Genomic DNA, 25,759 nt, shown 5'->3' with positions numbered 1-25,759 from the left:
GGCCTCGATCCGTGTGGACTGTCGGGATCGGGGGCGCCGGGGCTGTTTCAGCGCCCCGTTCCGACACTAGCCGTCTCGGCGCAGCGTCGCAGTAAGTTCAGGTCGGGCCGTCGTCGGTGCCCGCAGAAAGCGGGCGGTAAGGTCAATGGGCACCTGTCTTCGCCGGCGCCGCCGAAGAATCACCGGGCACCGCTGCTCGCGGTCACCGCCCCGGAGCGAATGAAGGACCTGCCATGACCTATGCCCACACCGTTCGCGGCCACACCTATCAGTTCGCGAACCTGGTGGACGTGATGGCCAAGGCCACCCCCGCGCGATCGGGAGACGAGCTGGCGGGGTGCGCTGCCGAGTCGGACGCCGAACGTGCCGCCGCCGCTTGGGTTCTCGCAGATCTACCGTTGACCGTGTTCCTCGAACAGGTGGTGGTGCCGTACGAATCCGATGAGGTGACGCGCCTGATCATCGACGGCCACAACCGCGCGGCCTTCGCCCCGATCTCGCATCTGACCGTCGGGGGGTTCCGCGACTGGCTGCTCGAGCAGGTGGTGGCTCCCGGTGGCGCCGAACGGCTATCCGCGGTGGCGCCCGGCCTGACCCCCGAGATGGTGGCCGCGGTCAGCAAGATCATGCGCAACCAGGATCTGATCGCGGTGGCCCGACGCGTCGAGGTGCGCGCCGGATTCCGCACCACCATCGGCCTGCCCGGACGGCTGGCCACCCGGTTGCAGCCGAATCACCCCACCGACGATCCCCGCGGCATCGCCGCCGGAATGCTCGACGGACTGTTGCTCGGTTGCGGCGACGCCGTGGTGGGCATCAACCCGGCGACCGACTCGCCGCAGGCCACCTCCACCCTGCTCGAACTCCTCGACGAGGTGCGGATGCGCTTCGAGATCCCCATGCAGTCGTGCGTCCTGTCCCACGTGACCACCACGATCGACCTGATCGAGCGGGGCACCCCGGTCGATCTGGTGTTCCAGTCCGTGGCCGGGACCGAGGACGCCAACAGCGGGTTCGGCGTGAATCTCGCGCTGCTGCGGGAGGGCAACGAGGCCGGGCGGTCGCTGCACCGCGGGACCGTCGGCGACAACGTGATGTACCTGGAGACCGGGCAGGGGTCGGCACTGTCGGCCGGCGCGCACATCGGCACCGGCGGCCTGCCGGTGGATCAGCAGACGCTGGAGGCGCGCGCCTACGCGGTGGCCCGCGACCTGCAACCCCTGCTGGTGAACACCGTCGTCGGTTTCATCGGGCCGGAATACCTCTACGACGGCAAACAGATCATCCGCGCCGGACTCGAAGATCACTTCTGCGGGAAACTCCTCGGCCTGCCGATGGGCGTGGACGTCTGCTACACCAATCATGCCGAGGCCGACCAGAACGACATGGACACCCTGCTGAGCCTGCTCGGTCTGGCCGGTGTCGCCTTCGTGATCACCGTGCCCGGCGCCGACGACATCATGCTCGGCTACCAGAGTCTCTCCTTCCACGACGTGTTGTATCTGCGCGACGTGATGAATCTGCGCGCTGCACCGGAATTCGAGGAGTGGATGCAACGCATCGGGATGGCCGACGCGGGCGGCCGTGTGCTGCCGGTGGACCCGGCGTCCTCACCGCTGCGCGGACTGGCGGCGTCGTGACCGGCGACGTGCGAGCGGTGGGCAGCGAGGGCGCCGACAGCAGCGATGAGCTCGATCCCTGGGGTTCGATGCGGCAGCTGACGCAGGCCCGGATCGGGTTGCGCCGCACCGGAAACACCGTTTCGTCGGACGACCTGCTCCAGTTCCAGACCGACCACGCCGCGGCACGCGACGCCGTCCACACGCCGCTGGACACCGACGCCGTCGGCGCCGCGCTGGAAGGACTCGGCGTCGGCACCCCGGTGACGGTGCGCAGCCGGGCACAGTCGCGCGCGGAGTATCTACGACGCCCCGACCTCGGACGCGTGCCCGATGACCTGTCGGCGATCACGGCGACGAACGCTGACATCGGCATCGTGGTGGGCGACGGGTTGTCGGCGACCGCGGTGGACGTGCACGCCGCGGCGCTGGTGGGCGCACTGGTCGACGAGTTGTCGCCGCGATACACGATCGCACCTCCGGTGATCGCCACGCAGGCGCGGGTGGCGCTCGGCGATCACATCGGTGAGGCGCTCGGCGTGCAGATCCTGCTGATGATCATCGGTGAGCGCCCTGGCTTGTCGGTGGCCGACAGCCTGGGCATCTACCTCACCTACGAACCGCAGCCGGGGCGTCGGGATTCGCAGCGCAACTGCATCTCCAACATCCATCCGCCCGACGGTCTCACCTACACGCAGGCCGCTCGGATCGTGGGAGCGCTGGTCTCCGGCGCGCGGGAGCTCGGTGCTTCCGGGGTGGCGCTCAAGGACACGTCGGCGGGCGAGGCCGCTCTCGCCTCGGCCGACCCGGAATCGACGGTCAGCCCGTAGACCGGGAGAACAGCGCGGCGAGTCGCCCGGTGATCACCGCATCACCGCGCCCGGACTGCACCGTCGACGTCGTGGATCGGGACCGCCATGGGGCGTGTCCGAGGCAAGTTCGTCCAACTTTACCGCGTAGCCATGCACACCGGATCTCCTTGATCTGGGCGGCGAGCGCGCTGATGCCGGTCCGAAACAACCAGCACCAACGAATATTTCCGTCCACAGAACATCGGGGCGTCAGCGGATTCGCCGTTCCGTGAACAGCCAGCCCCCATCCGGCGCACGCTCGAGTCGGTGTGTGATGCGTTGGGCGGCGATCACCGCATTCGTGTCGGGACGCACGAGGAGGAGTCCTGAAACAGCTACTGCCGCACCGGACTCGAGCTCGGGAGAGACCGCGACAGAGGTTGTCAGATGAAGCGTGCCCTCAGGTTCGGACCCCCACACCTCGTCGATCAGAGCACGGATGGCGTCGCGTCCGGTCACATCGCCCTTGGCGCCGGCGAAGCTGGCGTCGACGTCGAAGAGGGCGAGATAGCCGCGATCGTCGCGATCGGAGGCACAATCGTCGGCGGCAACGACGAGCGCGGCGATGTCCAGACGTTCCTCTGGGGTGAGTCGCATCTCAGCCCTTCCCGCGCAACCATCCGCTGATCCCAGCGGCGGTGTCCGGATCGAAAACAGCCTTGGGCACCATCGCATGCACGGTCTTGGGTGGCGCGAAACTGTACGCGGAAGCAGTCTGATTCGCGTATTGAGTGATGCGGAAATCGACACACAGGCTGCACAACGCGTAGGCCTCGCTGGCGGTCAGGGTGCTTGTCTCGGCCAACCATGAGATCGTGCCGCGGAGACAGTCGACGAGGGCATCGTCGAGGGAGTCGGCGAAACCGAACCGAATCCAGTGCGTGGGGGTCTCCACGAGAGGCCCGTCCAGCGGAACTGCGGCACGGACATCGACTCGAAGGTCGATGCGCTCGGCAGCGGTTTCGATTCCGGTCTGATCGACGACGCCCTCGGCCTGGCGGGCATGGATGTCGCCGAGCCAGATCCGAGCACCCGGCCGCTGCACGGGAAGAAACAGCGATGCGCCGACGGTGAACTCGGGGAGAACGAGATTGCCGCCCCACGGTCCCGCGGTGATGGCACTGACCTCCGCGGTGCCCGGCTCGACGCCGAGGACGCCTACGAGTGGCCGCAAGGGCAGCTCTATCCCGTGGACGAACTCGGTGGCAGTGCGCTCGGCGTTGAATCGGAAGTAGTGCACGTACGGTTCGGCGAAATCGTGCGGCAGCGCGCCGACACCCAGGGGAAACGAGTTCCAGCCCCAGCCGATGGTGCGCACATCGAGGAGTTCGCACTCGACGACGTCGCCGGGCGCCGCGCCCTCGACGTCGACCGGCCCCACCATCGAGTACGGACCTTTGGGATAGCGGTGCCGAAGCGGCTCGCGGTCTGCGAACGACATGCCGTACACCGCCTCGTTGCCCCAGTGCGTCCACGTGTCGATGTAGCGGACGGTGTCACCCGACGTGATCCGAACGGCGGCCGGCGCGGTGGGATCGAGGAAGCCGGAACGGACCGTGTCGGTGGTGGAAGGCAGCTCGACGACACTCATAAGGCTTGTAGCCAGGACAGCAAATCGGCGTTGATGGTGTCGGCCTGGGTTGTGGGCATCCCGTGCGGGAAGCCCGGATACGACTTCAGTGTGCCGTTCTGGACAAGTGTCACGCTCAGTGCACCGGAGTCCTCGAAGGGCACGATCTGGTCGTCCTCCCCGTGCATAACCAGCACGGGCACGGAGATCTTCTCGAGGTCTTCGGTGAAGTCGGTTTGCGAGAACGCCACGATGCCGTCGTAATGTGCCTTCGCACCGCCCATCATTCCCTGACGCCACCAGTTCTCGACGATCGCTTCGGATGTTTCGACGCCGGGCCGGTTGAAGCCGTAGAACGGCCCCGCGGCGAGCCCGCGATAGAAGACCGACCGGTTCGCGGCCAGCTGTGCCTGCAGGTCGTCGAACACGCTCTTGGGCAGTCCGCCCGGGTTGCGCTCGGTCCGGACCATGATAGGCGGCACCGAGCTGATCAAGACGGCTGCCGCTACCCGTGATTCGCCGAACTGTGCGATGTAATGCGCAACTTCTCCGCCGCCCGTCGAATGCCCGACGTGGATCGCGTCTCGGAGGTCGAGTGCCTCGGTGAGCGCCGCCAGATCGGCGGCGTAGTGGTCCATGTCGTGGCCGTCGCCGGTCTGGGTGGAACGGCCATGTCCGCGCCGGTCGTGTGCGATGACGCGGTAACCGTGTTGCAGGAAGAACAACATCTGGGTGTCCCAGTCGTCGGCCGAGAGCGGCCAGCCGTGACTGAAGACGATCGGTTGCCCCGACCCCCAGTCCTTGTAGAAGATTTCGACTCCGTCAGTAGTGGAAACGGTGCCCATGGTCTGATCTCTCCGTTCTCAGGCGCTGGCGGTGGAAGTGACGACACGGCCGAGGAAGTCCAAAGCGATGTCGGCGACTTCTGCCCACCCGTGGTCGATCGTGAGGGAGTGACCGCGGTCGGCGACCTCGACGATCTCGGTCACTCCCGGATTCTTGTGCTGCAACTTGAACATCGCGTGGGTGATCGCCAACGGAATCGTGTTGTCGGCCTGCCCGGCGATGATCAGCAAGGGACCGCGGTCAGGGGTGCGTGAGTCGACCTGTGCCTCGGTCCACGGATTGAAGTTTGCCGTCGCCGCCTGGAACAGCGGGGCGCCCGCCGCCGCGACATGGAACTCGTCGTAGAGTTCGTGCGCCTCCTCCTCGGTGAGATTGTTGGCCCACGCGTAGGAGAACTGCTCGAACGTCAGCGCGACCGCCCGCCCGGCGTTCGCCGGATTGCCGAGTACCGGCGAACCCGACTTGAGCGCCGACCAGGGCAGTGGCAACACCCCGCGATAGGGCGCCGGGTCGATCGCCACAGTCGCCACCGCGGCGCCCTCACCAGCAAGTTTCTGCACGATCAGCCCACCGAACGAGTGACCGATCAGCGCCGGCTTCTTCGCCAGCCGACTGCACGCCTCGAGATAGTGATCGGTGACCACACCGATCATCTTGTGCGCGAACACGTCTGGATCTGACCGTGCCTCTGCAACCGTCTCCGGATCGTCCGGCCAGGCGGGTGCCAAGGTCGCGTACCCGCGCTCAGCGAAGCGCTCACGCCAGCGTTGCCAACTACTTGACAGCAGCCACAGTCCATGGACAAACACCACGGGCTGCTTACCGGACGCGTTCGCAGCATCGATATCTGCAAGTTCTGATTCGCTCAGGCTCATGTCGACGTCTCCCTTTCGGATCAGTGGCTGTTGACTGCGGTCTGGATGAAGTCGGCCACCGCGTCGGGGTGGCCGACGAGCGAGGCGTGCGATGACACGATCTCCTGTGTGTGCGCTCCCATCCGGTGGGCCATGTAGCGTTCTGCCGCGGGCGGGATCACGCGATCGTTCTGCGACACGAGGTACCAGCTCGGTGTGGTGGCCCAGGCGGGTGGACCACTCGGCTCGATGTTCGTGGTTGCGGCGATGGACTGCTGGTGGGCAAGCATCACGGCGATCGTGGCGTCATCGACGTCCTGGGCGAAGACCTCTTTGAATCGGTCAGGGGCGATGTACCCATCGATCCCATGCCCGCCGGGTACGGTCGGATCGGCGACGAGTTTGAACTGCAGCGCGGGCGGCACGAGTCGGCTGCCGGGGAACTGCAGCGGGTTCAGTGCGAGCGAGATGGGTTCGCCCTGAGCAGGCGCGAATGCCGCGATGTAGACGAGCTTGATGACTCGCGGGTCGTGGATCTGCGTGATCACTGCGCCCCCGTAGGAATGCCCGACCAGCACGATCGGGCCACGGATGTACCGCAGGGATTCCTCGACGGCCGCCGCGTCGTGAGCCGGTCCGCGGAGCGGGTTGTCGACGGTCACCACAGGATCGCCCTTAGCGCGCAGCCGCGCGGCGACGCCGTCCCAACTTGTTCTATCGGCGAACGCACCGTGCACCAACACGATCGTGGGCGTGGTACTCGCCCGTGCCGCGGTCCACGAGGGCACCACGATGATCACGAGCAGCGAAAGAATCAGGGAGACAAGAACATACTTGGTCTTGCGGTGACGTATCACAGCCTTTTGGCCTCTCGAAAAACGGTGGTGGACGACTTCATCATCGTCGGGCGATCGACGGGCGTCTTGACTCTGGGCGTACTAACCTGTGCTGAGACTGAACCGTCCTGCACCCACGCTGAGATCGACGGAAGGAAGCACCGATGGTGGCCTTTCTGGACCTCGAGAATCTGCCGGTAACCGACAAGATCGAATTCCTGCGGGAGCGGATGGCGTGCGCACCGGTACCGCTCGCGCTCGACCCACACGACGGCGCCGACGTGATCGCGCACTCTCGAGTGGCCGATTTGGGTCGGGTTCATCTGCTCTCGACGAAGGCCTACGGCGCGGACGTGGTGAGGACCGAGAGCTTGATCCGAAACGACACCGCACCCCCGGCCCTGCTGGTGACAGTGGTGGAAAGCGGCACATCGCTCGTCGTGCGGCACGACCACGCGATGACGTTGCGAGCGGGCGACATGGGAATATGCCTGACAAATGAACCCTATCGGCTCCGATTCACCGACGGCACGCATCGTCACACCTACCAGATCCCACTGGACGGACTCGACCTGCCCGTTGACCTGATACGGAGACCGCTCGAAACGCCGATGATCGCCGATCGGGCAATCACGGCGTCGGTATCGGCATTCCTACGGACCACCGCACGAACGGCGCCCGATGCGTCCGAAGCAGACAAGTCGTCGTTGGAGCGTCCGATCATCGATCTGATTCGCCTGCAACTCACCCGTGTGGTTGCCGACACCTCCTGCGGGAGGCGCGCTGCGACGATGTCACTGGCGACGCGAGTCGAGGAATACGTGCTTTCGAGGTCGAGCGATCCCGATCTGTCCGCGAAATCCGTGGCGGAAGCATTCTCGATCTCGGAGCGGTACGTCTACAAAATCCTTGCCCGCCGGGGGATCGATCTCGGCGAACTCATCCGTAGCCAGCGCCTGGAGTCTGCGCTGCGGTTGCTCGAGGACTCCCGTAACGACTCGATGACCGTATCAATGATCGCCTACCGCTGCGGTTTTCACGATCACGCGCACTTCTCCAGAGCGTTCCGCAACCGCTTCGGTACCACTCCGTCGCAATGGCGGCGACAGTCTCGCCACAACGGAGCCACCGGGTAGATTCCCCGGCACGAAAGCCATCTCGAGCGCGCTGGCCGCCACACCGCCGGGCCCGGTGCGACGCTGCACAACTCACGCATCAGGACTGGGGGCCGACCGGCTGACGAAGCAGCGACACCGCACCGCTCAGCCGTCGAGATAGGCCACGATCGCGTTCGCCAGTCCTCGTCGGGCCACGTCGAGGTCGACGAAACTGCCCAGTTGCTTCTCCGACACCAGTCCGCGCATGGCGCCCGGCAGGAACGCGGCCACCTCCCGCACCCGGTCGCGGTCGACGTCGAGATCGGCGAAGGCATGCTGGCAGGCCTGTACCCACACCGGCGCCCACGACGAGAGTTCCGCTGCGGTACGGGGATACAGGCGGGTGAGTTCATCCGGGTCACGGGGGAGGGCGGCGCGCAGCGTCTCGATCGCGCGCGAATCCGACTCCGTGAGTCCCTCGTACATCAGTTCCACGATCGAGGTCACCCGGTCGGCGATCGAGGTGCCCGGTGCGGGGGTGGTGACCGGCAACCGCCCGCGCCGCTGTGCGGTGCGCGCCAGCACGGCGGCCCACAGACCGTCGATGTCGCCGAACTGATACTTGATGGCCCCCCAGGTGGCGCCGATGTCCTTGGCGATGCGGTTGCCCGACACCGAGGCGGGGTCGCCCGAGGCCAGCGACCGCAGGGCGGCGTCGAGCATGCTCTCCCGGGTGGCCTGTCCACGCCGGTTGGGCCGTCGTGTGTCGACATTGGTCATGGCCAGGACTGTACGCGTCCCGCCGAGTTTTCACAGAGGGCTCTTGTACTTTTTCACAGAGGTCTCTATCTTCTGATGTGACGCAGATCGCGACAGCCACGCGAACGCCGAGAGGATCCTGTGATGGCCAAACCGCCCCTGTCCATGGAGCCGACGGGCTGGTATCAGGTCGCGTGGTCGACCGAGATCGAGACCGGCGCGGTGCACAAGATGACGTACTTCGGACGCGAGATGGTCGCCTGGCGGTCGGCGTCGGGCACGGTGGCGGTCTTCGACGCCTATTGCGAACACCTCGGCGCGCACCTCGGGTACGGCGGCCGGGTGGACGGCGAGAACCTGGTGTGTCCGTTCCACGGTTGGGAATGGAACCGCGAGGGACGCAACGTCTGCATCCCCTACGAAAACCATCCCAACAAGGGCAGGCGCATCCGCAGCTATCCCGTCGTCGAACGCAATCACGCCGTCTGGATATGGTTCGACATCGACGGTGCGCGACCGTATTTCGAGGTACCCGACATGTTCGCCGCATTCGGGGACGATCCCGGCGACGCCGACAACTACTATCCTCCGGTCCCCGGCGCCACTCTGTTTCATTCGCGCCTGGAACTGCATCCCCAATACATCATGGAGAACGGCGTCGACTTCGCCCACTTCACCTTTGTCCACCAGACACCGTTCATGCCCGAGTTCACCCGTCACGACTTCGCCGGGCCCGTCTCCTACGTCGACTTCACGATCGCCTTCGAAGAAGGTGCAACCCTCGAGAATGCCACCAGCGGTGTGCAATCGGTCAATGCCGGACTCGGGTGTTCGGTCACCAAATCGTGGGGCATGGTGGAGAACCGCACCATGCCCGCGGTGACTCCCGTCGACGACCACACCTGCGACGTGCGTTTCACGGGGTGGGTCGGCAAGAAGCCCGGCGAACAGGACGCCACCGAACTCACCGGCTACGGCAAGACCATGGCCGATCTGATCATCGAGCAGTTCGAGCACGATGTCGAGATCTGGTCGCACCAGCGCTATTCCGACCCACCGGCGCTCTCGCGACGGGAGTTGAAGGGCTTCACCGCCTTGCGGGAGTGGGCGGTCCAGTTCTATCCGGGCAACTCGGCCGTCGGCCGTGACCCGCGCCGCCCGGAGAGTGGCGCGATCGTGCCACTACATCCTTCCGCAGTCGCCACCAGCGCCTGAGTACGTCCACCCAGAGAGGCAAGAACAGTGAGTACCCCCGACAAGATCCGCGTCTTCCAGGTCGCCACCGGCAATCTCGGCACCGAGATGATCGGCCGCATCGGCAATCATCCCGACCTGGAACTGATTGGCCTGCACTGCTATACCGCCGACAAGATCGGTCGCGACGCCGGCGACATCGTCGGCATCGGCCCCATCGGGGTACGGGCCACCGGAACCGTCGACGAGATCATCGCGGCGAAGCCCGATGTGCTGACCTTTCACGGTGTGTTCCCCGACGAGGCGCTCTACGAGAAGGTGCTCGAGGCCGGGATCAATGTGGTGACCACCGCGGACTGGATCACCGGCTTCCATCGAGACCAGAACTGGCAGCATCCGTCCGGCCGCAAGGTGAGCGAGGTGATCGCGGCAGCGTGCGAACGGGGTGGCGCCACCTTCTACGGAACGGGCATGAATCCCGGGCTCTGCCAGATCCTCGGCATCGTGCATTCGGCCGACGTCGCCGACATCGAGAACGTGACGGTCACCGAGTCGGTCGACGTGTCGTGCCATCACTCCGTCGACACCTGGAAAGCCGTCGGATACGGACGGCCGGTCGACGACCCGACGATCCCCGAGTCGCTGCACAAGTACACCGCGGTGTTCGCCGATTCGGTGTACCTCATGGCCGACGCCTTCGGACTCGCACTCGACGAGGTGAAGTACTCCTACGAACTCGGCGCGTGCACCAAGGACGTCGACCTGGGGTGGTACTTCCTGCCGAAGGGCTCGCTGGGCGCCAACTACATCAAGTATCAGGGCATGGTCGACGGCGTGCCTCGCGTCGAAACGCACCTGGAGTGGCAGATGACGCCGCACACCGATCCGGCGTGGGACATCAAGTCCTGCTATATCACCCAGATCACCGGCGATCCGAGCATCTACAGCAAGCACATGATCTTCCCCAAACCCGGTTTCGACCTGTCCAAGCCGGAGAACTTCGCGTCGATCGGGATGACGGTGACCGGCCTGCCCGCGCTCAACTCGATCCGCTCGGTGGTGGCCGCCCGTCCCGGCATCATCACCAGCAACGATCTTCCGCTGCGCGCGTTCGCCGGGCGGTTCGCCGGCTGACACCCGTCCACCCACCTAAGGTGTTGCTCGATGGACACCTTCTTGGTCACCTGCGAACACGGTGGCAATGACGTGCCTGCCGAGTACCAACCATGGTTCGCCGGACACCGGGATCTGCTCGGCTCCCATCGTGGGTACGACGCGGGAGCGTTGGTGATGGCCGAACAGCTTGCGCGCGAGTTCTCGGCGCCGCTGGTGGCGTCCACCACAACGCGCCTGCTGATCGACCTGAATCGGTCGCTGGGGCACCGACAGAGCTTCTCCGAGGTGAGCCGCGATCGGCCCCCGGCGGTGCGCGCGCAGATCGCCGAGCGCCACCATCGGCCGCACTGGGACGAAGTGGCGGGACGCATCGAGTCTGCAGTGGCCACCGGGGATCGCCTGATACACATCGCTTCGCACAGCTTCACGCCCGAACTCGACGGCGTCACCCGGACTGCCGACGTCGGCCTGCTCTACGACCCGCGGCGGCCGGGGGAAGTCGAGATCTCCGCACGGTGGAAGGCTGCGCTGGCACAGGCGATTCCCGGGCTTCGGGTGCGCCGCAACTATCCGTACGCGGGAGACGGCGACGGGTTGACGACATGGATGCGCCGCCGCTTCGCAGCCTCGGAGTACGTCGGGATCGAGCTGGAGGTCAACCAGGCCATGGTGGTCGAGGGCGCGGATCGTTGGTCGGCGGTGCGCAGCGGGTTGATCGAATCGTTGCGCAGCGTGTGGTCCTGACCGATGCCGCTCGCCGCGCAATCCTGCTGCGACGGTGGGAACCTTGGATGTGCAGATTCGCATCGGCTTCGACATGGCCTTCCAGTGCCCCGCGCCCACCCCGATCATCTTCTCGCTGAATGTCCACTACTCGAGGATCTCCGACCTCCTGCACCCCGATGAGTTGCTGATCACCCCATCGGTGCCGATGTCGGCCTACCGCGATACCTACGGCAACTGGTGCACCCGCGTGGTGGCACCGCCCGGCATCACCAGACTGCGGTCGGACAACGTGGTCAACGACAGCGGCCTGCCCGACGTCGTCGTGCCCGATGCGGGCCAGGTGCCGGTGGAGGATCTACCCGAGGACACGCTGCTGTTCCTCCTGAGCAGTCGCTACTGCGAAGTCGACCGGTTGTCGCAATTCGCGTGGGACACCTTCGGCACGGGACCCGAGGGTTGGGGTCGCGTCCAAGCGATCTGCGATTTTGTGCACAACCACATCAGGTTCGACTACATGCTCGCCGACAACACGCGAACCGCCGCGGGCGCCCTGCATGACGGCGTCGGGGTCTGCCGCGACTTCGCCCATCTCGCAGTCACCCTGTGCCGTTGTCTGAACATCCCGGCGCGGTACTGCACCGGTTATCTGGGCGACATCGGTATCGCGCCGATTCCCGGTCCGATGGATTTCTCCGCCTGGTTCGAGGTCTTCCTCGGGGGTCGGTGGTACGCCTTTGACGCGAGGCACAACATTCCGCGGATCGGCCGGGTACTCATCGCCCGCGGACGTGACGCGGCCGATGTGCCACTGAGCAACACTTTCGGCCCAAACACCTTGGCGAGCTTCGAGGTGTGGGCCCACAAGGTGTGATCCGAGGAGTCGAGCGCGATGCAACGTCAACGGACAGGTTCGCCCGGCAGGTCGTAGACAACCCCCGTCGACTTCTCCGCGAACTCCCAGAGTTGTTGCGCCAGAGCCAGATCGGTGGTCTGACGAGGAAGCGGAACCAGCACTGGCGTTCCGCTGAACTGTAAGAACCCGTTGGGACCGTAGTACTGACCGCCCAGTGCGGCGGGATCGGTGGCGGCACGCAACGAGGGCAACGCACCCTCGGGCGGATCCATGATGAAAGTGCGGCGCAGACGTCTCAGCGACGGCGTGGTGAACAGCCACCGAAGCGCCCGCTGATCGCGCATGACCCCGGTGTGGGTGGCACCCGGGTGGGCGAGCAACGACGACGGCGCATCACCGTCGAGTCGGGACAGTCTGCGCTGCAACTGGATTCCGTACACCGCCAGCGCCATCTTGGAGCGGGCGTACGCGGTCGCCGGGTGATACCCGGACTCGAGGGTCACGTCGTCGAAATCGATCGTGCCGACTCTCGACAGGTTGGAGCAGACGGTGACCACCCTGGCGCCGCGCGCGGCGCGCAGGCGTTCGAGCAGTAGCCCGGTGAACGCGAAGTGCCCCAGGAAGTTTGTGCCGAAGTCCATTTCGAAACCGTCGACGGTGAGTTCTCGCCGTGCCCGCATCACGCCGGCGTTGTTGACGAGGATGTCGATGGCGCGGTGCCGGTTCCGCAGTTCGTCGGCCGCGCGGCGCACCGAGGCGAGGTCGCCGAGGTCGATCTGCACGAGCTGTACCGACGCGGCGGGGGTACGGGTGAGGATCTCGTCACGGGCGGCGGCCGCGGCCCCCGGGTTGCGGCACGCGAGTACGACGTGCGCACCGAGTGCGGCGAGATATCCGGCGGTGGGCAACCCGATCCCGGAGTTGGCACCCGTCACCACCGCGGTCCGACCGGACAGATCGGGCGCATCGGACACCGACCATCCCGGTTTCGCCACCACACCCCACCTTTCGTCGGCTGTTCACACGATCTCACACACGCCCATCAGGAAGCCGACGGGCGAGCCGGGCACAATGAAGTGAGCCAGGACGATCGAGCGTGTGGGGGTATGAGGAGCCGTGAACACCAGAACGGGTGGCATTCGTGCTGCCCGCATCACGGTCCCCGTGCTCACCGCGATCTGCCTTTTGGCGGCGGCATGCGCGGCGTCCGGCGAGACCTCCCCGGCGACCTCCGCGGCGCACTCGTCGACGGTGAGTCTCATACCCGGGGACGCGCAGGGACCCGCCGCCAAGGACATGGCGAACGTGGGGTCCGTCGAGGGCATCAGTCTGCACCGCTACTTCTATGCGGTACAGGGCGGTCACCCCGATCCGCGGCAGAACTGGATGGATGTCTACCTCCCCCACCGGAAGGACACCGAACACGGGGACAACCACCAGAGCGACACCCCACAGCAGAACGGCACCTTGCCGCTGGTGATCCTCATCCACGGGGGTTCGTGGCAGGCGAAGATCGGTGCGAACAGCTTCGCCACATTCGCGCGGCGGCTGGCCGAACGTGACCTCGCCGTGGTCAACATCGAATACCGGCGCGTCGGGAACGGCGGTGGCTGGCCCACCACATTCGACGACGTCGCCGCCGCGATGGACGCGATGCCCCAAGTGGCCCAACGGTATCCGCAGATCGATCTGCGAGATGCGGTGGTGGTGGGACACTCGGCGGGCGCCCAGCTGGCGGTGTGGTCGAGCACGCGGCACAAGCTCGACGAGGGCGAGGTGGGTGCCGACCCGGCCTTCCGGCCGGTCACGGTGATCGCGCTCGCCGGGCCGCTGGACATGCGCCGGGCGGTGCAGTTGGGCGACACCCGGATCGTGCGCGTCCTCGGCGGCACGCCGCGGCAGGTACCCGATCGCTATGCGTCGGTGGACCCCATCCAGAACATCGATCCCGACACCCCGGTGATCGCCATCGCCGGGTCGGCCGACCGCGTGGTGCCCCACGTGCTCTCCCAGGAGTACGTCACCGCCGACAAGGCCGCGGGCGGACACGCGGAAGCGATCATCCTGCCGGGGCAGACCCACGGGTCGATCGTCGATCCCAAGACCAGAGCGTTCACCGAGATCATCGAGATCATCACCCGCGTCGCGCACGACACGCACCGCGGGGAGTGATCAGCGTCGGAGAGTGATCAGCGCGACGCGAAGGAGCCGACAGGCTCAAAACGTCCGATCACCTCGGCGGCGGGCTCCCCGGAAACGGTTTCGATGAACCCGAGGACGTCGTCGCGATCATCGAGGGTCAGCAGCGGATTGGGGTCCGACAGCAGACCGAACAGCGCCGACGCCACGCTGGTGCTGACCGCCGCGGCCGGAAACGCCAGTTCGAGGTGGGTGGCGTAGTCGGGATCACCCAGGTACAGGCGGGTGACCTCCACCGCGGCACGGCCGCGGCGTTCCCAATGCTTCTCGAACTCGTCGGTCAGCCACTGCGCGGTGAACTCCGCCGCCGGGTCGGCGGCCACACGTGCCGCGGCGGCCCGCACCAGTTCGGCCACCTGGATCAGCGCGTTCTGCGCCCCCTGCCCGGCCACCGGGTCGACGGCGATCGCGGTGTCGCCGATGGCGGCCACCACGTGCTCGTGTTCGGTGACGCCGACCGGCTTTCGCACGGTCGGGGTCACCGCGCCGGTGAGCCACGAATAGGGATCGGAGTCGATGACCTGCAACGTTTCGACTGCCGGGGCATCGACGGGGAACCACTCGGCGAAGATGTCGACGATCGCCCGGCGCGCCGACGCGGCGTCGGTGACGTCGTCGAACAGCGGCGCCCAGGCGCCGTCGGGCTTGGCGAACACGATGAACGACCAGGTGGCGCCGGCGTCCTTGTGCAGGAACGGGCCGACGAAGATCTCGCCGTTCTCACTGTCGAGATTGAACAGGGAGTGCGCACCGCCGCCCGCGGCCCGGTACGCGAAGGTGCCCGGACCGTGATCGAGTCCGGCGAGGGTCACCTGCAGCAGGCGTCGCTGCGGTTCGCGGTAATGGCTGCGTGCCTCGTCGACGGGGAACAGCGACGAGAGGCCGCCCTTGCCGGTGGCCACCAGGGTCAGATCGTGGGCGCCGGCGATCTCGTCGAGACGGCGGGGATCGACTGCCTCCACCTCGAACCGCCCGCCGCGCTCGAGGAATCGTGCGAGCCGGTCGTCGGCGCGCAGCCGCAGATCCACCGCCTGCGCGACGTAGCCGTAGTCGGGGTTGAACTCGAGAACGTCGACGCGGTCGTCCCCTGTCCCCGACGAGAGCCGGACACTGATACCGGTGGTGTTGCCGACGTCATAGAGGTCGTCGATGATCTCGGCGTCCCACTCCCGCGACTTCCCGAACAGCACACCGACACCGGTCGGAGGTACCTTGTCGCGCAACGCTTCCCGGTCACGGTCACTGTAGAGGGTCACGTCGAATCCGGCGTCGAGGAATCCGAGTGCCGCGCTGGTGCCGGTCACCCCGGCGCCGACAACGGCCACGCTCCGGCTGGATTGTTCGGTCATGGTGCTTCTCCTTCGATGTGGGGACTGGCGCTCAGCCTCGGTGATGGACCGCGATCGGTGAAGGTTTAGGAGCACACCGGAGCAAACTCCGGCGGGTGGCCTGGTCCCACGAATGGCCGCCGCAGGGCAGTAGCATCCGTGCGTGTGAGTTCCACGCTGACAACCGCCGGGGTGTCCACCACCCCGAACGAGGATGCCGCCACCGGCAACACCTCGGGTTATCGGCTCGACCTCGACGGCCTGCGCGGTATCGCCATCGCGCTGGTCGCGATCTTCCACGTGTGGTTCGGCCGGGTATCCGGCGGCGTCGACGTGTTCCTCACCCTGTCCGGCTACTTCTTCGTCGCGTCGCTGCTCAAGCACGTGATCGCGACCGCGCCGCAATCGGTGTCGTGGCGGCGGGCGGTCGATCCGTGGCCCCGGCTGTGGCGGCTGGCGCGTCGTCTCCTGCCCGCACTGCTGGTGGTGCTGGTCTTCATCACCGCGATGATCGCGCTGATCATGCCGAAAACACGGTGGGGGCCGCTCGGCGCGGAGATCCAGGCCAGCGCGCTGTACTACCAGAACTGGCACCTGGCACTGGACTCGCAGAACTATCAGGCGGCGGACTCGGCGAACAGTCCGATGCAGCACCTGTGGTCGATGTCGATGCAGGGACAGTTCTTTGTGCTGACCCTGCTGTGCGCGCTGGCCCTCGGCGGGCTGTTGCGTGCACTGTCACGGCGTTTCGATGCGTTCGCCGATCCTCGCGTGATCCGCGGCGTGGTGGGTGGCGCACTGTTGCTGGTTGCGGCCGCGTCGTTCGCCTGGGCCAACTACCGGCACGGGGTGAATCAGCCGTTCAACTACTACGACACGCTGTCGCGGCTATGGGAGCCGATCGCCGGTGGACTGCTGGCCGTGGTGATCGCCGCGCGCATCGCACGCGGTGAACGCACCCGCCCCGCATTGCTGAGCATGCCGACCTGGTCTCGCGACGTGGTGGGGCTGATCGCGCTGGCGATGATCATCAGCTGCGGCTGGTGGATCGAGGGCGTCGCGGAGTACCCGGGCGTGTGGGCGCTGGTACCGGTGGGGGCGACGCTCGCGCTGATCTGGACGGGGTCGCCGGCCGCCGCGCGAGACACCGAATCCGCCGATCGGGGTGCGGTGACCCGCATCCTCTCGCATCCGCGTCTGGTGTGGCTGGGATCGGTGGCCTATGCGCTCTACCTCTGGCATTGGCCGTTGTTGATCTTCTACCTGGCGTGGCGCTATCAGGATGGCGTCTCCTGGCTGGAGGGCACCGCGATCCTCGCCGTCTCGCTGCTGTTGGCGTGGCTGACCACGAAGTTCGTCGAGGTGCCGTTGCGTGCCGGCCGGTCGGGATTCTCCCGCGGCTATCGGCGGACCCTGGTCGCGGTGATCGTCGTCGCCACGATCGCGGCGGGCACCACCGCGGTGGTGTGGCAACGAAACGCCGCCAACGCGACCGTGAACACCGCGAACCTCGATCCGCGGCTCTACCCGGGTGCCCGCGCCTTCCTCGACGGAGCGCCGGTACCGCACGTCGACCCGCAGCCGAGTCCGGAGGTGGTGGACAAGGACTGGCCGGTCACCTCCTACGACTCGATGATCAGTGGCTGGAAGGATCCGTCGATCAAGATAGGGGTGTACGGCGACAAGAACGCCCAACGGACGGTCGCGCTGGTCGGCGGATCGCACGCCGAGCAGTGGATCACCGCGCTCGACGCCATCGGGCAACAGCGCGGCTTCCGCGTGACCACCTACCTCAAGGTGGGCTGCGCCCTGACCACGTCGCACGTCTTCACCTGGTTCGGGCAGAAGTACTACCAGTGCAACGACTGGTCGCGGCGCGTGATGGACCGTCTCGCCGTCGACAAACCCGACGTGGTGTTCACCAACAGCACCCGTCCGGTGGAGGATGGTCCCGGCGACTTCGTGCCCACCGATTACACCGACATCTTCGCGCAGTTCCGCGACCGCGGTCAGCGAGTGGTGGCCGTCCGCGACAACCCCTGGGCGCACGGAAAGCTCAAGCCGCCCGAATGCCTGGCCGAGGGTAAGAAGCCGCAGGTGTGCGGCGTCGACCGCAGCCTGGCGATGGCTGCCACCGATCCGTCCCGGGCGATCGCGCCGCAGTTCCCCAACATGTCGTTCCTCGACTACACCGACGCCATGTGCACCCCGACGTACTGCCCCGCGGTGGTCGGCAACATCGTGACGTGGCACGACTATCACCACCTGTCGGCCACATTCGTCCGAAGCCTCATCCCTGCCGTCGACGCCGATCTCGGCCGAACCGTGCACTGGTGGTGAGCAGACTCCTGACCAGGCTTTATACGGATCGCCAGCGTCGTCTCAGGGACCGAACAGGTTGCACTGTTAAACTAACTCGCAGATAACGGTTGGATCACGGCAGTCACCTCACCCGTCGGCACGGCGGGTGACGAGGGAGCGAAGACGCTCGGACGCCGGTCCCGCCGACACGGTTGGATCACACCGATCAAGGGGCGACACAGGTATGACGACGTTGGTGACGCGCGCGACCGACGTGGCCGGGCAGGCCACCGAGGTCATCGCCCGGCCGACCCGTCGTGCCTACCTGCATCACGTCGACCTGATCCGCGCCACCACCTTCTCGCTGGTCATCTTTGTGCACTGCCTCACGCAGACCACCGACGAGTTCAGCAGCATGCCGGTGAACATCACCTCGCTGTTGCTGCATTTCACCCGCAACACCTTCTTCGCGCTCACCGGCTTCGTGCTGATGTACCAGAACTACGACAAGGGCGACTTCAACGCGCTCGACTTCTGGCGCCGCCGGATCAAGCTGGTCATCTACCCCTATGTGATCTGGTCGGCGGTGTACTGGGTGGTCCAGGACATGTGGGCCGCCGGACGCACCAGCGAGATCCCCACCAGTCTCGGTGATTTCGCGCACAAGCTGAGCTGGGGACTGTCCGGCTTCCAGATGTACTTCCTGTTCGTGATGTTGCAGGTGTATCTGATCTTCCCGCTGGTGGTGTGGCTGGCGCGGGCGACCGCGGGCCACCACGGCAAGCTGCTGCTCGGCAGCCTTGTCGCGCAATTCACCATCGCCACCACGATCACGCACTGGAATCCGCCGGCGTCGGTGGCCAACTACTGGTGGCACAACTACGCAACCTTCATCCCGTATCAGTTCTTCATCCTCTACGGCGCGATCGCCGCGATCCATCGTGAGGCCATCACCCGCTGGTTGTCGGGCAAGGCGTGGTGGCTGTTCGCCGCGCTGATGAGCACTGCCGCGGTGGCCGTGGGCGCGTACGTGTGGAGTGTGTGGGTCGACGGCAAACCGGTGCACGACAACAACTCCGCCTTCTACCCCACTCTGCTGCCGTTCCTGGTCGTCGCGATGACCTGCCTCTACGCGGCGGCCGCGCATTGGGCCGAACACTGGCGCGCGTTCACCCCCCGATTCGCCCGGGCGGTCAAGTACGCGTCGAACCGGTCGTTCCCGGTGTTCCTGGTGCACGTGCTGGTGCTGTTCCTGATCCTGCGGCCCCAGTCCGGTGGGCAGCCGTGGCTGCTCGCCACGATCCCGCAGCCGTGGGCCACCATCGTGGCCTATGTCGGCACCCTCGCGGGGTCGCTGATGCTGGTGGAGGTACTGCGCCGACTTCCCGGTTCGCTCTACCTGACCGGCCGACCACGGATTTCGGTGCGCCGCAAGCCGGTGGTGGAGGAGCCCGTCGACGCGAGCGCGGCACCTGAAGCGGTCACCGCGGGTCGCTGACCGCGCCGTCGAGGGCACGAGCCAGTGCCGGGCGGTCCGGTTTCCTCGTCCGTCCGCGTCGCGGGATGGCGTCGACGAACACGATGCGGTCCGGTCGCGCCGCATGGTCGATGAGGGTCTCGGCCGCGCGCTCGACGCGTGCGCGCACCGCTTCTGCCGGGCCGTCGGCGACCACTGCCAGGATCACCTCCGGGTCACCTGTTGCCTGCATCGACGTGTCACCGCCTCCCACGCCGACGATCGCGCACTCGCGCACACCGTCGAGGAGCGACAACGCCGGTTCGTAAAGTCCGGGATAGATGTTGGTGGTGCCGCGGATGATCATGTCCTTGCTACGGCCGGTGAGCGCCAGACGTCCGTCGACGTCGACGGCCAGATCGCCGGTCGCCGCCTCATGCAACGGTGTGACGGTGCCGTCCACGGGTGAGAGCAGCCCCGCACACAATCCGGGTCCGCGCACGATCAACTCGCCCTCTGCGATGCGGGCGTGCACACCATCGACGAGGCGGCCGAGAGGGTCGCCCGGCCCGGTCCAGTCGAGCTTGTCGGTCCCGGAGGCGACGGCGATCGGCACGATCTCGGTCATGCCGTAGATGGATGCGACGTCGACGCCGGGCCAGGTGTCGGTGACCGACCGGACGAGCCCGGCCGTGACCGGCGCCCCGCCGCACAGCAGTGTTCGCAGCGATCCGGGGCGGGCCGCGACCGCGTCGAGTATCGCGGGCACCTCGCCGGGAACGACGAAGACATGGGTGATGTGGTTGTGTCGCTGCAGAATACGTCCCAGGGTTGCGGGTCCGGCGTGCGTGCTCAAGCCCAGTCGGGGCATCATCCAGGTGGCGCCCGCGAGCAAGGCGGGCAGTCCGATCATCGCCTGATCCGAGAGCACCACCGATCCCCGCTCCACACCGAGCGCCGCCACCGCCGCGCGGAAGCCGGCGAGCAGCGTCGCCTGGGTGTGCACCACACCGCGGGGTTGCGCGGTGGTGCCGGAGGTGAACACCACCAGCGCCTCGTCGTCGACGGTGGGAGATGATGCGGCGCAACGGGTCTCCTGGTGCCGTCGGCGACCGAGGTGCCGCAAGGAGATGGCGTCGTGCGGGACACCGGGTAGCCGTGGGCCCGAATAGATCTGTGTCACCGGCAGATCCGCGAGCCTGGGCAAGGTGAGTCCGCGACCGCGGGCCAGTGCGCCGATGGGACCGCGGGAGGTGGCGGCGTGGATGAGCGATTCGGCTGCCGCATGTGTGGGGGCGGCCGCGCGGACACGGGCGTCGAATAGGTCTGGGGCCATCCCCGGGTCGGCGAACACGATCGATCCGCCGGCGGCAAGCGCTCCCGCGAGCAGGATCATCGAGTCGGGTGCGGGGCGGATGGAGAACAGCATGCGATGTCCGGCACCGAAACCCACGTCGTGCAGCGCCGCCGCGGTGTGCCGAATACGTTGCCCCACTGCACCATAGGTGAGCACGGTGCCGCGTCCGGGTCGGCGGGCACCGACGTGGGACACCGCAGGCTGATCGGCGAACCGGTCGCAGGACTCCAGCAGCGCATCGGTGAGCGACCCCGTGGTCATCGGATGTCCACGTCCTGCGGACGATAGCGGTGGTCGGCGTACCAGCCGAGTGTGCGCAGCACTCCCCACGCCTTGGCCCGTCGCGCCGACACCTGCACCCGCACGTCACGCCGCAGCGCGTAGTCGGTGGTGAGCGTACGGACCGCGTTGACCAGTGCCCTGTCTTCGTGGACGTCCTCGATCTTCGTCCGCGGGAAACCACCTGCCGCCTCGTACAGTTCGGTGGTGATCCCCATGTTGCAGCCCGCCAGCATCTGATAGGGACCGAGGTACTGCGGACCACGGTTTCCGGGCCGGAGTTTGCCCGCGAACGCACCGAACTCCACCATGACGAGGAGGAAACCCGCCCGCCAGCGGGGGATTCCCTCATCGTGGCGGGGCATCATCTGCCCGGCCACCAACCGCACTCCATCGTCGAATGCGGTGCGCAGACACGCGATCCAGTCATCGTTGGGCACGCAGTCGGCGTCGGTGCGCGCCAGATGTGTCGCCCCGCGGTCGATGGCGTGACGCATCCCGGTGTCGGCGGCGGCACCCGTACCCTTCTCCGGTTCGTCGATGATCTCGATGCGCATCTGCCGGTGACCCCGCGCGAAGTCCTCCGCGAGCTGCCGCGTGCGGTCGTCAGAACCGTTGTCCACCACCACCACACGGAAGTCCGTATCATTCTGCGCCGCAAGGCCCTCGAGCACCCCGCTGATCCAGCGCTCCTCGTTGTAGGCCGGGATCACCACCCACAGATCCATGCTCGTCACCGTCATGTCCGTCACGCCGCCGACCCCAGTGCGGCGACGCCGCCGATCGAATCCACCCACGTATGCAGCCGGGAGATGCCCTCGGCGCGGGAGATCCACGGCTCGACACCGAGGTCGCGCCGGGCCGCCGAGGTGTCGTAGGTGGCGGTGCGGGTGAGCAACGCGATCGTGTACGCCGACACCGGTGGTGTGCGGTGATGTGCCAGTGCGGGCAGGCGCCAGATCACGTCGGCCACACGCGCGGCCGCGGTCACCGCGGCCGGCGGCAACCGCGGATGCGGTGGGGCGAGACCGAATTCGCCTGCGATGTCACGGAGCATCGGCCAGATGTCGACCGGCTGGGCGTCGGCGATGAAATAGGCTCTGCCACCGATGATGTCGGCCGGCGCGGTCAACGCGGCCAACGCGGCCGCCACGCAGTGGTCGATGTAGCACAGCGATGCGTACACGCTGTGGCCGGGATCGAGATCGGGGATGCGCCCGGCCGCAAGCCGCGTGAGCACCACGGCGATCGGCCCGCGACTGTCTCCCGGACCCCACACGGCCCGCGGTCGCAGCGCAGTGGTCGTCATGCCGGTGCTGTCGGCGTCGAGCACGAGTTGTTCGGCTTGCGCCTTGGTGGCGCAGTAGTGATTGAAGAAGCGGGTTGGGTAGCCGACTCGTTCGTCGATGCCGATCTGATCGCCGCCGTCCGGGGACATGAGCGCACTCGGCGAGGACACGAACACGAACCGGCGAACCCCGGCGTCGCCCGCGGCAGCGAGCAGGCTGCGGGTGCCCTCGACGTTCACCCGCCGGAACGTCTCGGCGGGACCGGTGTCGGCGAGGTGGGCGGCGGCGTGAAAGACCGCATCGGTTCCGCGCGCCGCGTCGGCCAACGTGCGTGGTTCGGTGAGGTCACCGAACGCGATGTCGGCTCCGGCATTCCGCAACCGCGCCACCGCCGGGTGGCCGGGATTGCGGACCAACGCCCGCACCCGGGTTCCCTGCGCGCACAACGTCGTGGCGACGGCTCCCCCGATGAAGCCGGTGGCACCGGTCACCAGCACCGTCACGGTGTTGCGGGAGAGGGCTGGCGATGGGCGAAACGTACTGCGGCGGCCAGTCTTCCGCCGCCGGCGGTCACCAGGCACGCCGCATCGGTGCCCGCGTCGCGGGCGGATGCCAGTGCGATGATCGGTGCGGCCGTGTGCGCGGTGTCGGGTGCGGTGAACCACCGTCCGTCGGCGGTCACGACCGCGGCGGGTGCCGCTGGCACCGCCGTGACGATGCCCGACCTCGACGCGACGTCGGCAACAAGGGGCGCGAGGTCGGCGACCGTCGGGGCGTCGACCACGATGCTGCGTCGCCCGCGGTTCCCGACGTCGGGAATGCGCGAGTAGCCGACGGGTGTCGAGGTGTCGCCCGCGGCCGCCACGAGACCGTCGAAAACCGTTGCGGCGCTGTCGTCGTCGGGCGCCCGCGCGACCACGACGGCGGCCGCCGTCGGACCATACGGGAAGGCGGGCGACCGGTCCTCGGCGTCGCCGCCGGGATGTGCGTCGGCGGCGGTGATGAGCACCGTGCCTGCGCCGCAGGCGATCAGCGAGTCGGCGACGGCGAGCGCGTCGAGCACACCGGCCGCGCCGTTGATCAGGTCGAAGGAGTACATGGTGTGATCGCCGCGTCCGTAGTCGAGGCCGATACCGATGCGCTGCTGCACCAGGGCCGCGACCGCCGGTTCGACGATGTTGTCGTCCCGGTAGACGCCCACGTGGATGAGGACGTCGATGTCGTCGTCGGCGCATCCGGCGTCGGCGATCGCGGCGCGCCCCGCACGGGCGGCCAGCGTGATCGCCGACGTCTCGTCGCCCGGGTCGGCCACGGCCAGCCCGGCGATCGTGCTGCGGCCCTGACCGTCGGCGGTGGCCGAGCGCATGACATCGGTTGTCGCCGCGGCGTTTTCATCTTGATCACCGGCGGCGCGCACCCGGCGCACGGCGTCGTGGAGGGTCACCGAGCAGAACCCACCCACCACGCCGCTGGCCGCAGGCACCAACAGCACCCGGGTTCCGGGGTCGATCCCCTTCTCCCTGATATGGGTGGCCAGCACCAGCGCGTGGGAGGTGGAGGCGGTGTTGGCATACTCGGCGAGCACGTTGAGGTGCGGGGGCATCGTCGTACCGAACTCACGCTCGGCGATCGTCTGGACGAAGGCGATGCCCGGTGCGCTCACCTGGTGGTGCACCATCGCGTCGTAACCCTCGGCGGCGAAATCACTTCCGCGTTTGTCGAGGAAGTCACGGTGCGCGTTCATCCACAGCAGATAGCGCGATTCGTTGTGCATGGTGCGGTTGTCGGTGTACAGCGCCACCCCCGGTCGTTGATCGCTGGGCATCCCGAGGCATGCCTGCGCGAATCCGGCGGCGGTGAACAACTCGATGTACTCGATGCGATCGGCCGGATCGGTGGACACGTCGAGGATCACCGCGCTCCCCGCGTCGCCGACCGTCAGTGACGCGAACTGCGGGTCATAGGGCAACGCGATCTCGGCGACCGCGGTGTCGGAGATCGGGGTGATGTCCTCGCCGCTGACCACCAGGCCGGTCTGTGCCGCACCCGCGCGGATCATCGCGTCGAGGATCTTGATGCCGGTGAGCATTCCCGCGCACGCATTGGTGACGTCGAAGGACAATGCCGCCGACGCGCCGATCTCGCTGCAGATCCGCGCCGCGAGCGAGGGTTCGAGGGTGAAGAGGCCGGGCTCGACCGTCCGAGTGATGGAACAGCAGATCACCACATCGAGGTCGGCGGCGCGGTACTCGGAGGCGGCCAGCGCGTCACGGGCGGCGCGGACGGCGAGGTCCAGCGACGAGGTACCCGCGATCCGTCGTTCGCCGATACCGGTGATGGCCTCGATGTCGAGAGCGAACTCGTCGGGTAGCCGTGCGAGCAGATCCGCGGTTGACAGCACCGTGTCGGGTACGTACGCGCCGATCGATTCGATCCGGGAGAACTGCGGCATGACCACAACCTAACGTCCTCCGGTCGCCGCCGACACCGTCGCACCTGTCATCAGGTGAGCACCGACCAGAGCGCGCGGGGCCGTGCGAACAGGCTCTCGCGAACCTGGTTACGCGCCAAAGTCCACCAACTGCAATCACATTCGGCCACAACACCCGCCGCGTCGACTCCGTGATGACGACACAACGCGATGGCGCGGGACAGGTGGAAGTCCTGGGTCACGATGACGATCGGAGGCGTCGATCCGTCGTTCGCGCGGACGACCTCGTCGACCCGGTCGCAGCTCTGTTCGGTGTCGAAGCCGGCCGGATCGTCGACGATGACCGCTGCGGGCACTCCGCGTGCCTCGAGGTAGGAGCGCATCACCGCTGGTTCGTTTCCCGCGTCGGCCGATCCGTTTCCCGAGTTGATGATGCGCACCACCCGTCCGGACCGGTAGAGGGCCAGCGCGGTGTCGAGACGGCCCCGGACGTAGTCGCCGGGCTCGCCGTCGGACACCAGCGAGCCGAGCACGAGGGCGGTGGATCCGGGCGCGACGCCTGCCGGATCGACGATCCTTCCGCGCGCGGCGACGAGGACCCAGACGTTGGCGGTCACGAGCACGGTGGCCGCCGCAACCAGCAACGATGCGACCACGACGGTGCGGGCGCGGGGACGTCGCACGCGATTCACGTCCCTCACCGTAGAAGCACTCCACCATTTGCCGGCACGCGGTTGACCGCACAGTGGATACTGGGCTGTGAGATACACATCGCCTCCCACAGCTCGTGAGGCAGAT

The 25,759-nt window shown here is 67.1% G+C and carries 23 protein-coding genes; 10 read left to right on the top strand and 13 right to left on the bottom strand.

Going from position 1 to position 25,759, the window contains the following annotated elements:
* Positions 1–233: 233 nt before the first annotated feature.
* Together ACWDSI_RS16930 and eutC are read left to right on the top strand one after the other, a co-directional pair.
* Positions 234–1,640, top strand: a complete 1,407-nt coding sequence (locus ACWDSI_RS16930; protein WP_449748223.1) for an ethanolamine ammonia-lyase subunit EutB — start codon at positions 234–236, stop codon at positions 1,638–1,640.
* Entirely contained in the window at positions 1,637–2,449 is an 813-nt protein-coding gene (gene eutC / locus ACWDSI_RS16925) for an ethanolamine ammonia-lyase subunit EutC (RefSeq protein ID WP_449748224.1), read from the top strand. The genes ACWDSI_RS16930 and eutC overlap by 4 nt, the downstream gene beginning before the upstream one ends.
* Positions 2,450–2,680: 231 nt before the next feature.
* On the opposite strand, the gene ACWDSI_RS16920 is transcribed toward eutC, so the two are convergent.
* From ACWDSI_RS16920 to ACWDSI_RS16900, 5 genes are read right to left on the bottom strand one after another with little or no spacing between them, the layout of a single operon-like run.
* On the bottom strand, positions 2,681–3,067 hold the full coding sequence (locus ACWDSI_RS16920; RefSeq protein ID WP_449748225.1) for a YybH family protein: 387 nt from the start codon (positions 3,065–3,067) through the stop codon (positions 2,681–2,683).
* A 1-nt stretch (position 3,068) separates the two neighbouring features.
* A complete protein-coding gene (locus ACWDSI_RS16915) occupies positions 3,069–4,061 on the bottom strand; it encodes an acetamidase/formamidase family protein (RefSeq protein ID WP_449748226.1) in 993 nt (330 codons plus the stop codon).
* Complete coding sequence (locus ACWDSI_RS16910) at positions 4,058–4,885, bottom strand: alpha/beta fold hydrolase (protein ID WP_449748227.1); 828 nt, start codon at positions 4,883–4,885, stop codon at positions 4,058–4,060. Before ACWDSI_RS16910 ends, ACWDSI_RS16915 begins: the two co-directional genes overlap by 4 nt.
* An 18-nt stretch (positions 4,886–4,903) precedes the next feature.
* Positions 4,904–5,761 carry an alpha/beta hydrolase gene (locus ACWDSI_RS16905; RefSeq protein ID WP_449748228.1) on the bottom strand — a complete coding sequence of 286 codons (858 nt, stop codon included), beginning with the start codon at positions 5,759–5,761 and terminating at the stop codon, positions 4,904–4,906.
* A 20-nt stretch (positions 5,762–5,781) separates the two neighbouring features.
* On the bottom strand, positions 5,782–6,558 hold the full coding sequence (locus tag ACWDSI_RS16900) for an alpha/beta hydrolase (protein WP_449757267.1): 777 nt from the start codon (positions 6,556–6,558) through the stop codon (positions 5,782–5,784).
* Positions 6,559–6,740: 182 nt separating this feature from the next.
* Between ACWDSI_RS16900 and ACWDSI_RS16895 the strand changes: the two genes are divergently transcribed.
* Complete coding sequence (locus ACWDSI_RS16895; RefSeq protein ID WP_449748229.1) at positions 6,741–7,712, top strand: AraC family transcriptional regulator; 972 nt, start codon at positions 6,741–6,743, stop codon at positions 7,710–7,712.
* A gap of 126 nt (positions 7,713–7,838) precedes the next feature.
* Here ACWDSI_RS16895 and ACWDSI_RS16890 read toward each other — a convergent pair whose 3' ends face one another.
* Positions 7,839–8,453: a TetR/AcrR family transcriptional regulator gene (locus ACWDSI_RS16890; protein ID WP_449748230.1), complete on the bottom strand. Its 615-nt coding sequence runs from the start codon at positions 8,451–8,453 to the stop codon at positions 7,839–7,841.
* Between the two features lie 123 nt (positions 8,454–8,576).
* Between ACWDSI_RS16890 and ACWDSI_RS16885 the strand changes: the two genes are divergently transcribed.
* Genes ACWDSI_RS16885 through ACWDSI_RS16870 form a run of 4 tightly spaced genes read left to right on the top strand, consistent with a single transcriptional unit; the run spans position 8,577 to position 12,339 of the window.
* Positions 8,577–9,647: a Rieske 2Fe-2S domain-containing protein gene (locus ACWDSI_RS16885; protein WP_449757251.1), complete on the top strand. Its 1,071-nt coding sequence runs from the start codon at positions 8,577–8,579 to the stop codon at positions 9,645–9,647.
* 27 nt (positions 9,648–9,674) lie between these two features.
* A complete protein-coding gene (locus tag ACWDSI_RS16880; RefSeq protein WP_449757250.1) occupies positions 9,675–10,760 on the top strand; it encodes an NAD(P)H-dependent amine dehydrogenase family protein in 1,086 nt (361 codons plus the stop codon).
* A 30-nt stretch (positions 10,761–10,790) separates the two neighbouring features.
* Positions 10,791–11,486: an N-formylglutamate amidohydrolase gene (locus ACWDSI_RS16875; RefSeq protein WP_449757249.1), complete on the top strand. Its 696-nt coding sequence runs from the start codon at positions 10,791–10,793 to the stop codon at positions 11,484–11,486.
* 34 nt (positions 11,487–11,520) lie between these two features.
* On the top strand, positions 11,521–12,339 hold the full coding sequence (locus tag ACWDSI_RS16870) for a transglutaminase-like domain-containing protein (RefSeq protein ID WP_449757248.1): 819 nt from the start codon (positions 11,521–11,523) through the stop codon (positions 12,337–12,339).
* A gap of 26 nt (positions 12,340–12,365) precedes the next feature.
* On the opposite strand, the gene ACWDSI_RS16865 is transcribed toward ACWDSI_RS16870, so the two are convergent.
* Positions 12,366–13,316, bottom strand: coding sequence for an oxidoreductase (locus ACWDSI_RS16865; RefSeq protein ID WP_449757247.1), 951 nt, complete (start codon positions 13,314–13,316; stop codon positions 12,366–12,368).
* A gap of 121 nt (positions 13,317–13,437) precedes the next feature.
* Here ACWDSI_RS16865 and ACWDSI_RS16860 point away from each other — a divergent pair, with 121 nt between their 5' ends.
* Positions 13,438–14,493 carry an alpha/beta fold hydrolase gene (locus tag ACWDSI_RS16860; RefSeq protein WP_449757246.1) on the top strand — a complete coding sequence of 352 codons (1,056 nt, stop codon included), beginning with the start codon at positions 13,438–13,440 and terminating at the stop codon, positions 14,491–14,493.
* Between the two features lie 17 nt (positions 14,494–14,510).
* On the opposite strand, the gene ACWDSI_RS16855 is transcribed toward ACWDSI_RS16860, so the two are convergent.
* Positions 14,511–15,869, bottom strand: coding sequence for a styrene monooxygenase/indole monooxygenase family protein (locus tag ACWDSI_RS16855; RefSeq protein WP_449757245.1), 1,359 nt, complete (start codon positions 15,867–15,869; stop codon positions 14,511–14,513).
* A 144-nt stretch (positions 15,870–16,013) separates the two neighbouring features.
* On the opposite strand from ACWDSI_RS16855, the gene ACWDSI_RS16850 reads away from it, so the two are divergent.
* Both ACWDSI_RS16850 and ACWDSI_RS16845 read left to right on the top strand, forming a co-directional pair.
* Positions 16,014–18,188 (top strand): acyltransferase family protein, encoded by a 2,175-nt coding sequence (locus tag ACWDSI_RS16850; RefSeq protein ID WP_449757244.1) that lies wholly within the window; start codon positions 16,014–16,016, stop codon positions 18,186–18,188.
* A gap of 205 nt (positions 18,189–18,393) precedes the next feature.
* Positions 18,394–19,647, top strand: a complete 1,254-nt coding sequence (locus ACWDSI_RS16845; RefSeq protein ID WP_449757243.1) for an acyltransferase — start codon at positions 18,394–18,396, stop codon at positions 19,645–19,647.
* Here the strand turns inward: ACWDSI_RS16845 and ACWDSI_RS16840 are convergent.
* From ACWDSI_RS16840 to ACWDSI_RS16820, 5 genes are read right to left on the bottom strand one after another with little or no spacing between them, the layout of a single operon-like run.
* Positions 19,631–21,223 carry a class I adenylate-forming enzyme family protein gene (locus ACWDSI_RS16840; protein WP_449757242.1) on the bottom strand — a complete coding sequence of 531 codons (1,593 nt, stop codon included), beginning with the start codon at positions 21,221–21,223 and terminating at the stop codon, positions 19,631–19,633. The genes ACWDSI_RS16845 and ACWDSI_RS16840 overlap by 17 nt on opposite strands.
* On the bottom strand, positions 21,220–21,984 hold the full coding sequence (locus ACWDSI_RS16835; RefSeq protein ID WP_449757241.1) for a glycosyltransferase family 2 protein: 765 nt from the start codon (positions 21,982–21,984) through the stop codon (positions 21,220–21,222). The genes ACWDSI_RS16840 and ACWDSI_RS16835 overlap by 4 nt, the downstream gene beginning before the upstream one ends.
* 5 nt (positions 21,985–21,989) lie before the next feature.
* Positions 21,990–23,021, bottom strand: a complete 1,032-nt coding sequence (locus ACWDSI_RS16830; protein ID WP_449757240.1) for an NAD-dependent epimerase/dehydratase family protein — start codon at positions 23,019–23,021, stop codon at positions 21,990–21,992.
* 8 nt (positions 23,022–23,029) lie between these two features.
* Positions 23,030–24,982, bottom strand: coding sequence for a 3-oxoacyl-[acyl-carrier-protein] synthase III C-terminal domain-containing protein (locus ACWDSI_RS16825; protein ID WP_449757239.1), 1,953 nt, complete (start codon positions 24,980–24,982; stop codon positions 23,030–23,032).
* A gap of 50 nt (positions 24,983–25,032) precedes the next feature.
* The gene (locus ACWDSI_RS16820; protein ID WP_449757238.1) at positions 25,033–25,653 is read right to left on the bottom strand and encodes a SanA/YdcF family protein; all 621 of its coding nucleotides are present in this window, start codon (positions 25,651–25,653) and stop codon (positions 25,033–25,035) included.
* Between the last annotated feature and the right edge of the window lie 106 nt (positions 25,654–25,759).

This window comes from Gordonia sp. NPDC003429 (assembly GCF_053588575.1).
The sequence above is the reverse complement of the archived record's forward strand: the minus strand, read 5'-3'. Positions and strand labels throughout refer to the sequence as shown.

Bases quoted from the DNA above. Each gene is read 5' to 3' on its own strand.
- ACWDSI_RS16910 (WP_449748227.1), bottom strand. From the start codon at position 4,885: ATGGGCACCGTTTCCACTACTGACGGAGTCGAAATCTTCTACAAGGAC.
- ACWDSI_RS16875 (WP_449757249.1), top strand. From the start codon at position 10,791: ATGGACACCTTCTTGGTCACCTGCGAACACGGTGGCAATGACGTGCCT.
- ACWDSI_RS16885 (WP_449757251.1), top strand. From the start codon at position 8,577: ATGGCCAAACCGCCCCTGTCCATGGAGCCGACGGGCTGGTATCAGGTC.
- ACWDSI_RS16840 (WP_449757242.1), bottom strand. From the start codon at position 21,223: ATGACCACGGGGTCGCTCACCGATGCGCTGCTGGAGTCCTGCGACCGG.
- ACWDSI_RS16855 (WP_449757245.1), bottom strand. From the start codon at position 15,869: ATGACCGAACAATCCAGCCGGAGCGTGGCCGTTGTCGGCGCCGGGGTG.
- ACWDSI_RS16930 (WP_449748223.1), top strand. From the start codon at position 234: ATGACCTATGCCCACACCGTTCGCGGCCACACCTATCAGTTCGCGAAC.
- ACWDSI_RS16905 (WP_449748228.1), bottom strand. From the start codon at position 5,761: ATGAGCCTGAGCGAATCAGAACTTGCAGATATCGATGCTGCGAACGCG.
- ACWDSI_RS16915 (WP_449748226.1), bottom strand. From the start codon at position 4,061: ATGAGTGTCGTCGAGCTGCCTTCCACCACCGACACGGTCCGTTCCGGC.
- ACWDSI_RS16825 (WP_449757239.1), bottom strand. From the start codon at position 24,982: ATGCCGCAGTTCTCCCGGATCGAATCGATCGGCGCGTACGTACCCGAC.
- ACWDSI_RS16895 (WP_449748229.1), top strand. From the start codon at position 6,741: ATGGTGGCCTTTCTGGACCTCGAGAATCTGCCGGTAACCGACAAGATC.
- ACWDSI_RS16845 (WP_449757243.1), top strand. From the start codon at position 18,394: ATGACGACGTTGGTGACGCGCGCGACCGACGTGGCCGGGCAGGCCACC.
- ACWDSI_RS16920 (WP_449748225.1), bottom strand. From the start codon at position 3,067: ATGCGACTCACCCCAGAGGAACGTCTGGACATCGCCGCGCTCGTCGTT.
- ACWDSI_RS16835 (WP_449757241.1), bottom strand. From the start codon at position 21,984: ATGACGGTGACGAGCATGGATCTGTGGGTGGTGATCCCGGCCTACAAC.
- ACWDSI_RS16890 (WP_449748230.1), bottom strand. From the start codon at position 8,453: ATGACCAATGTCGACACACGACGGCCCAACCGGCGTGGACAGGCCACC.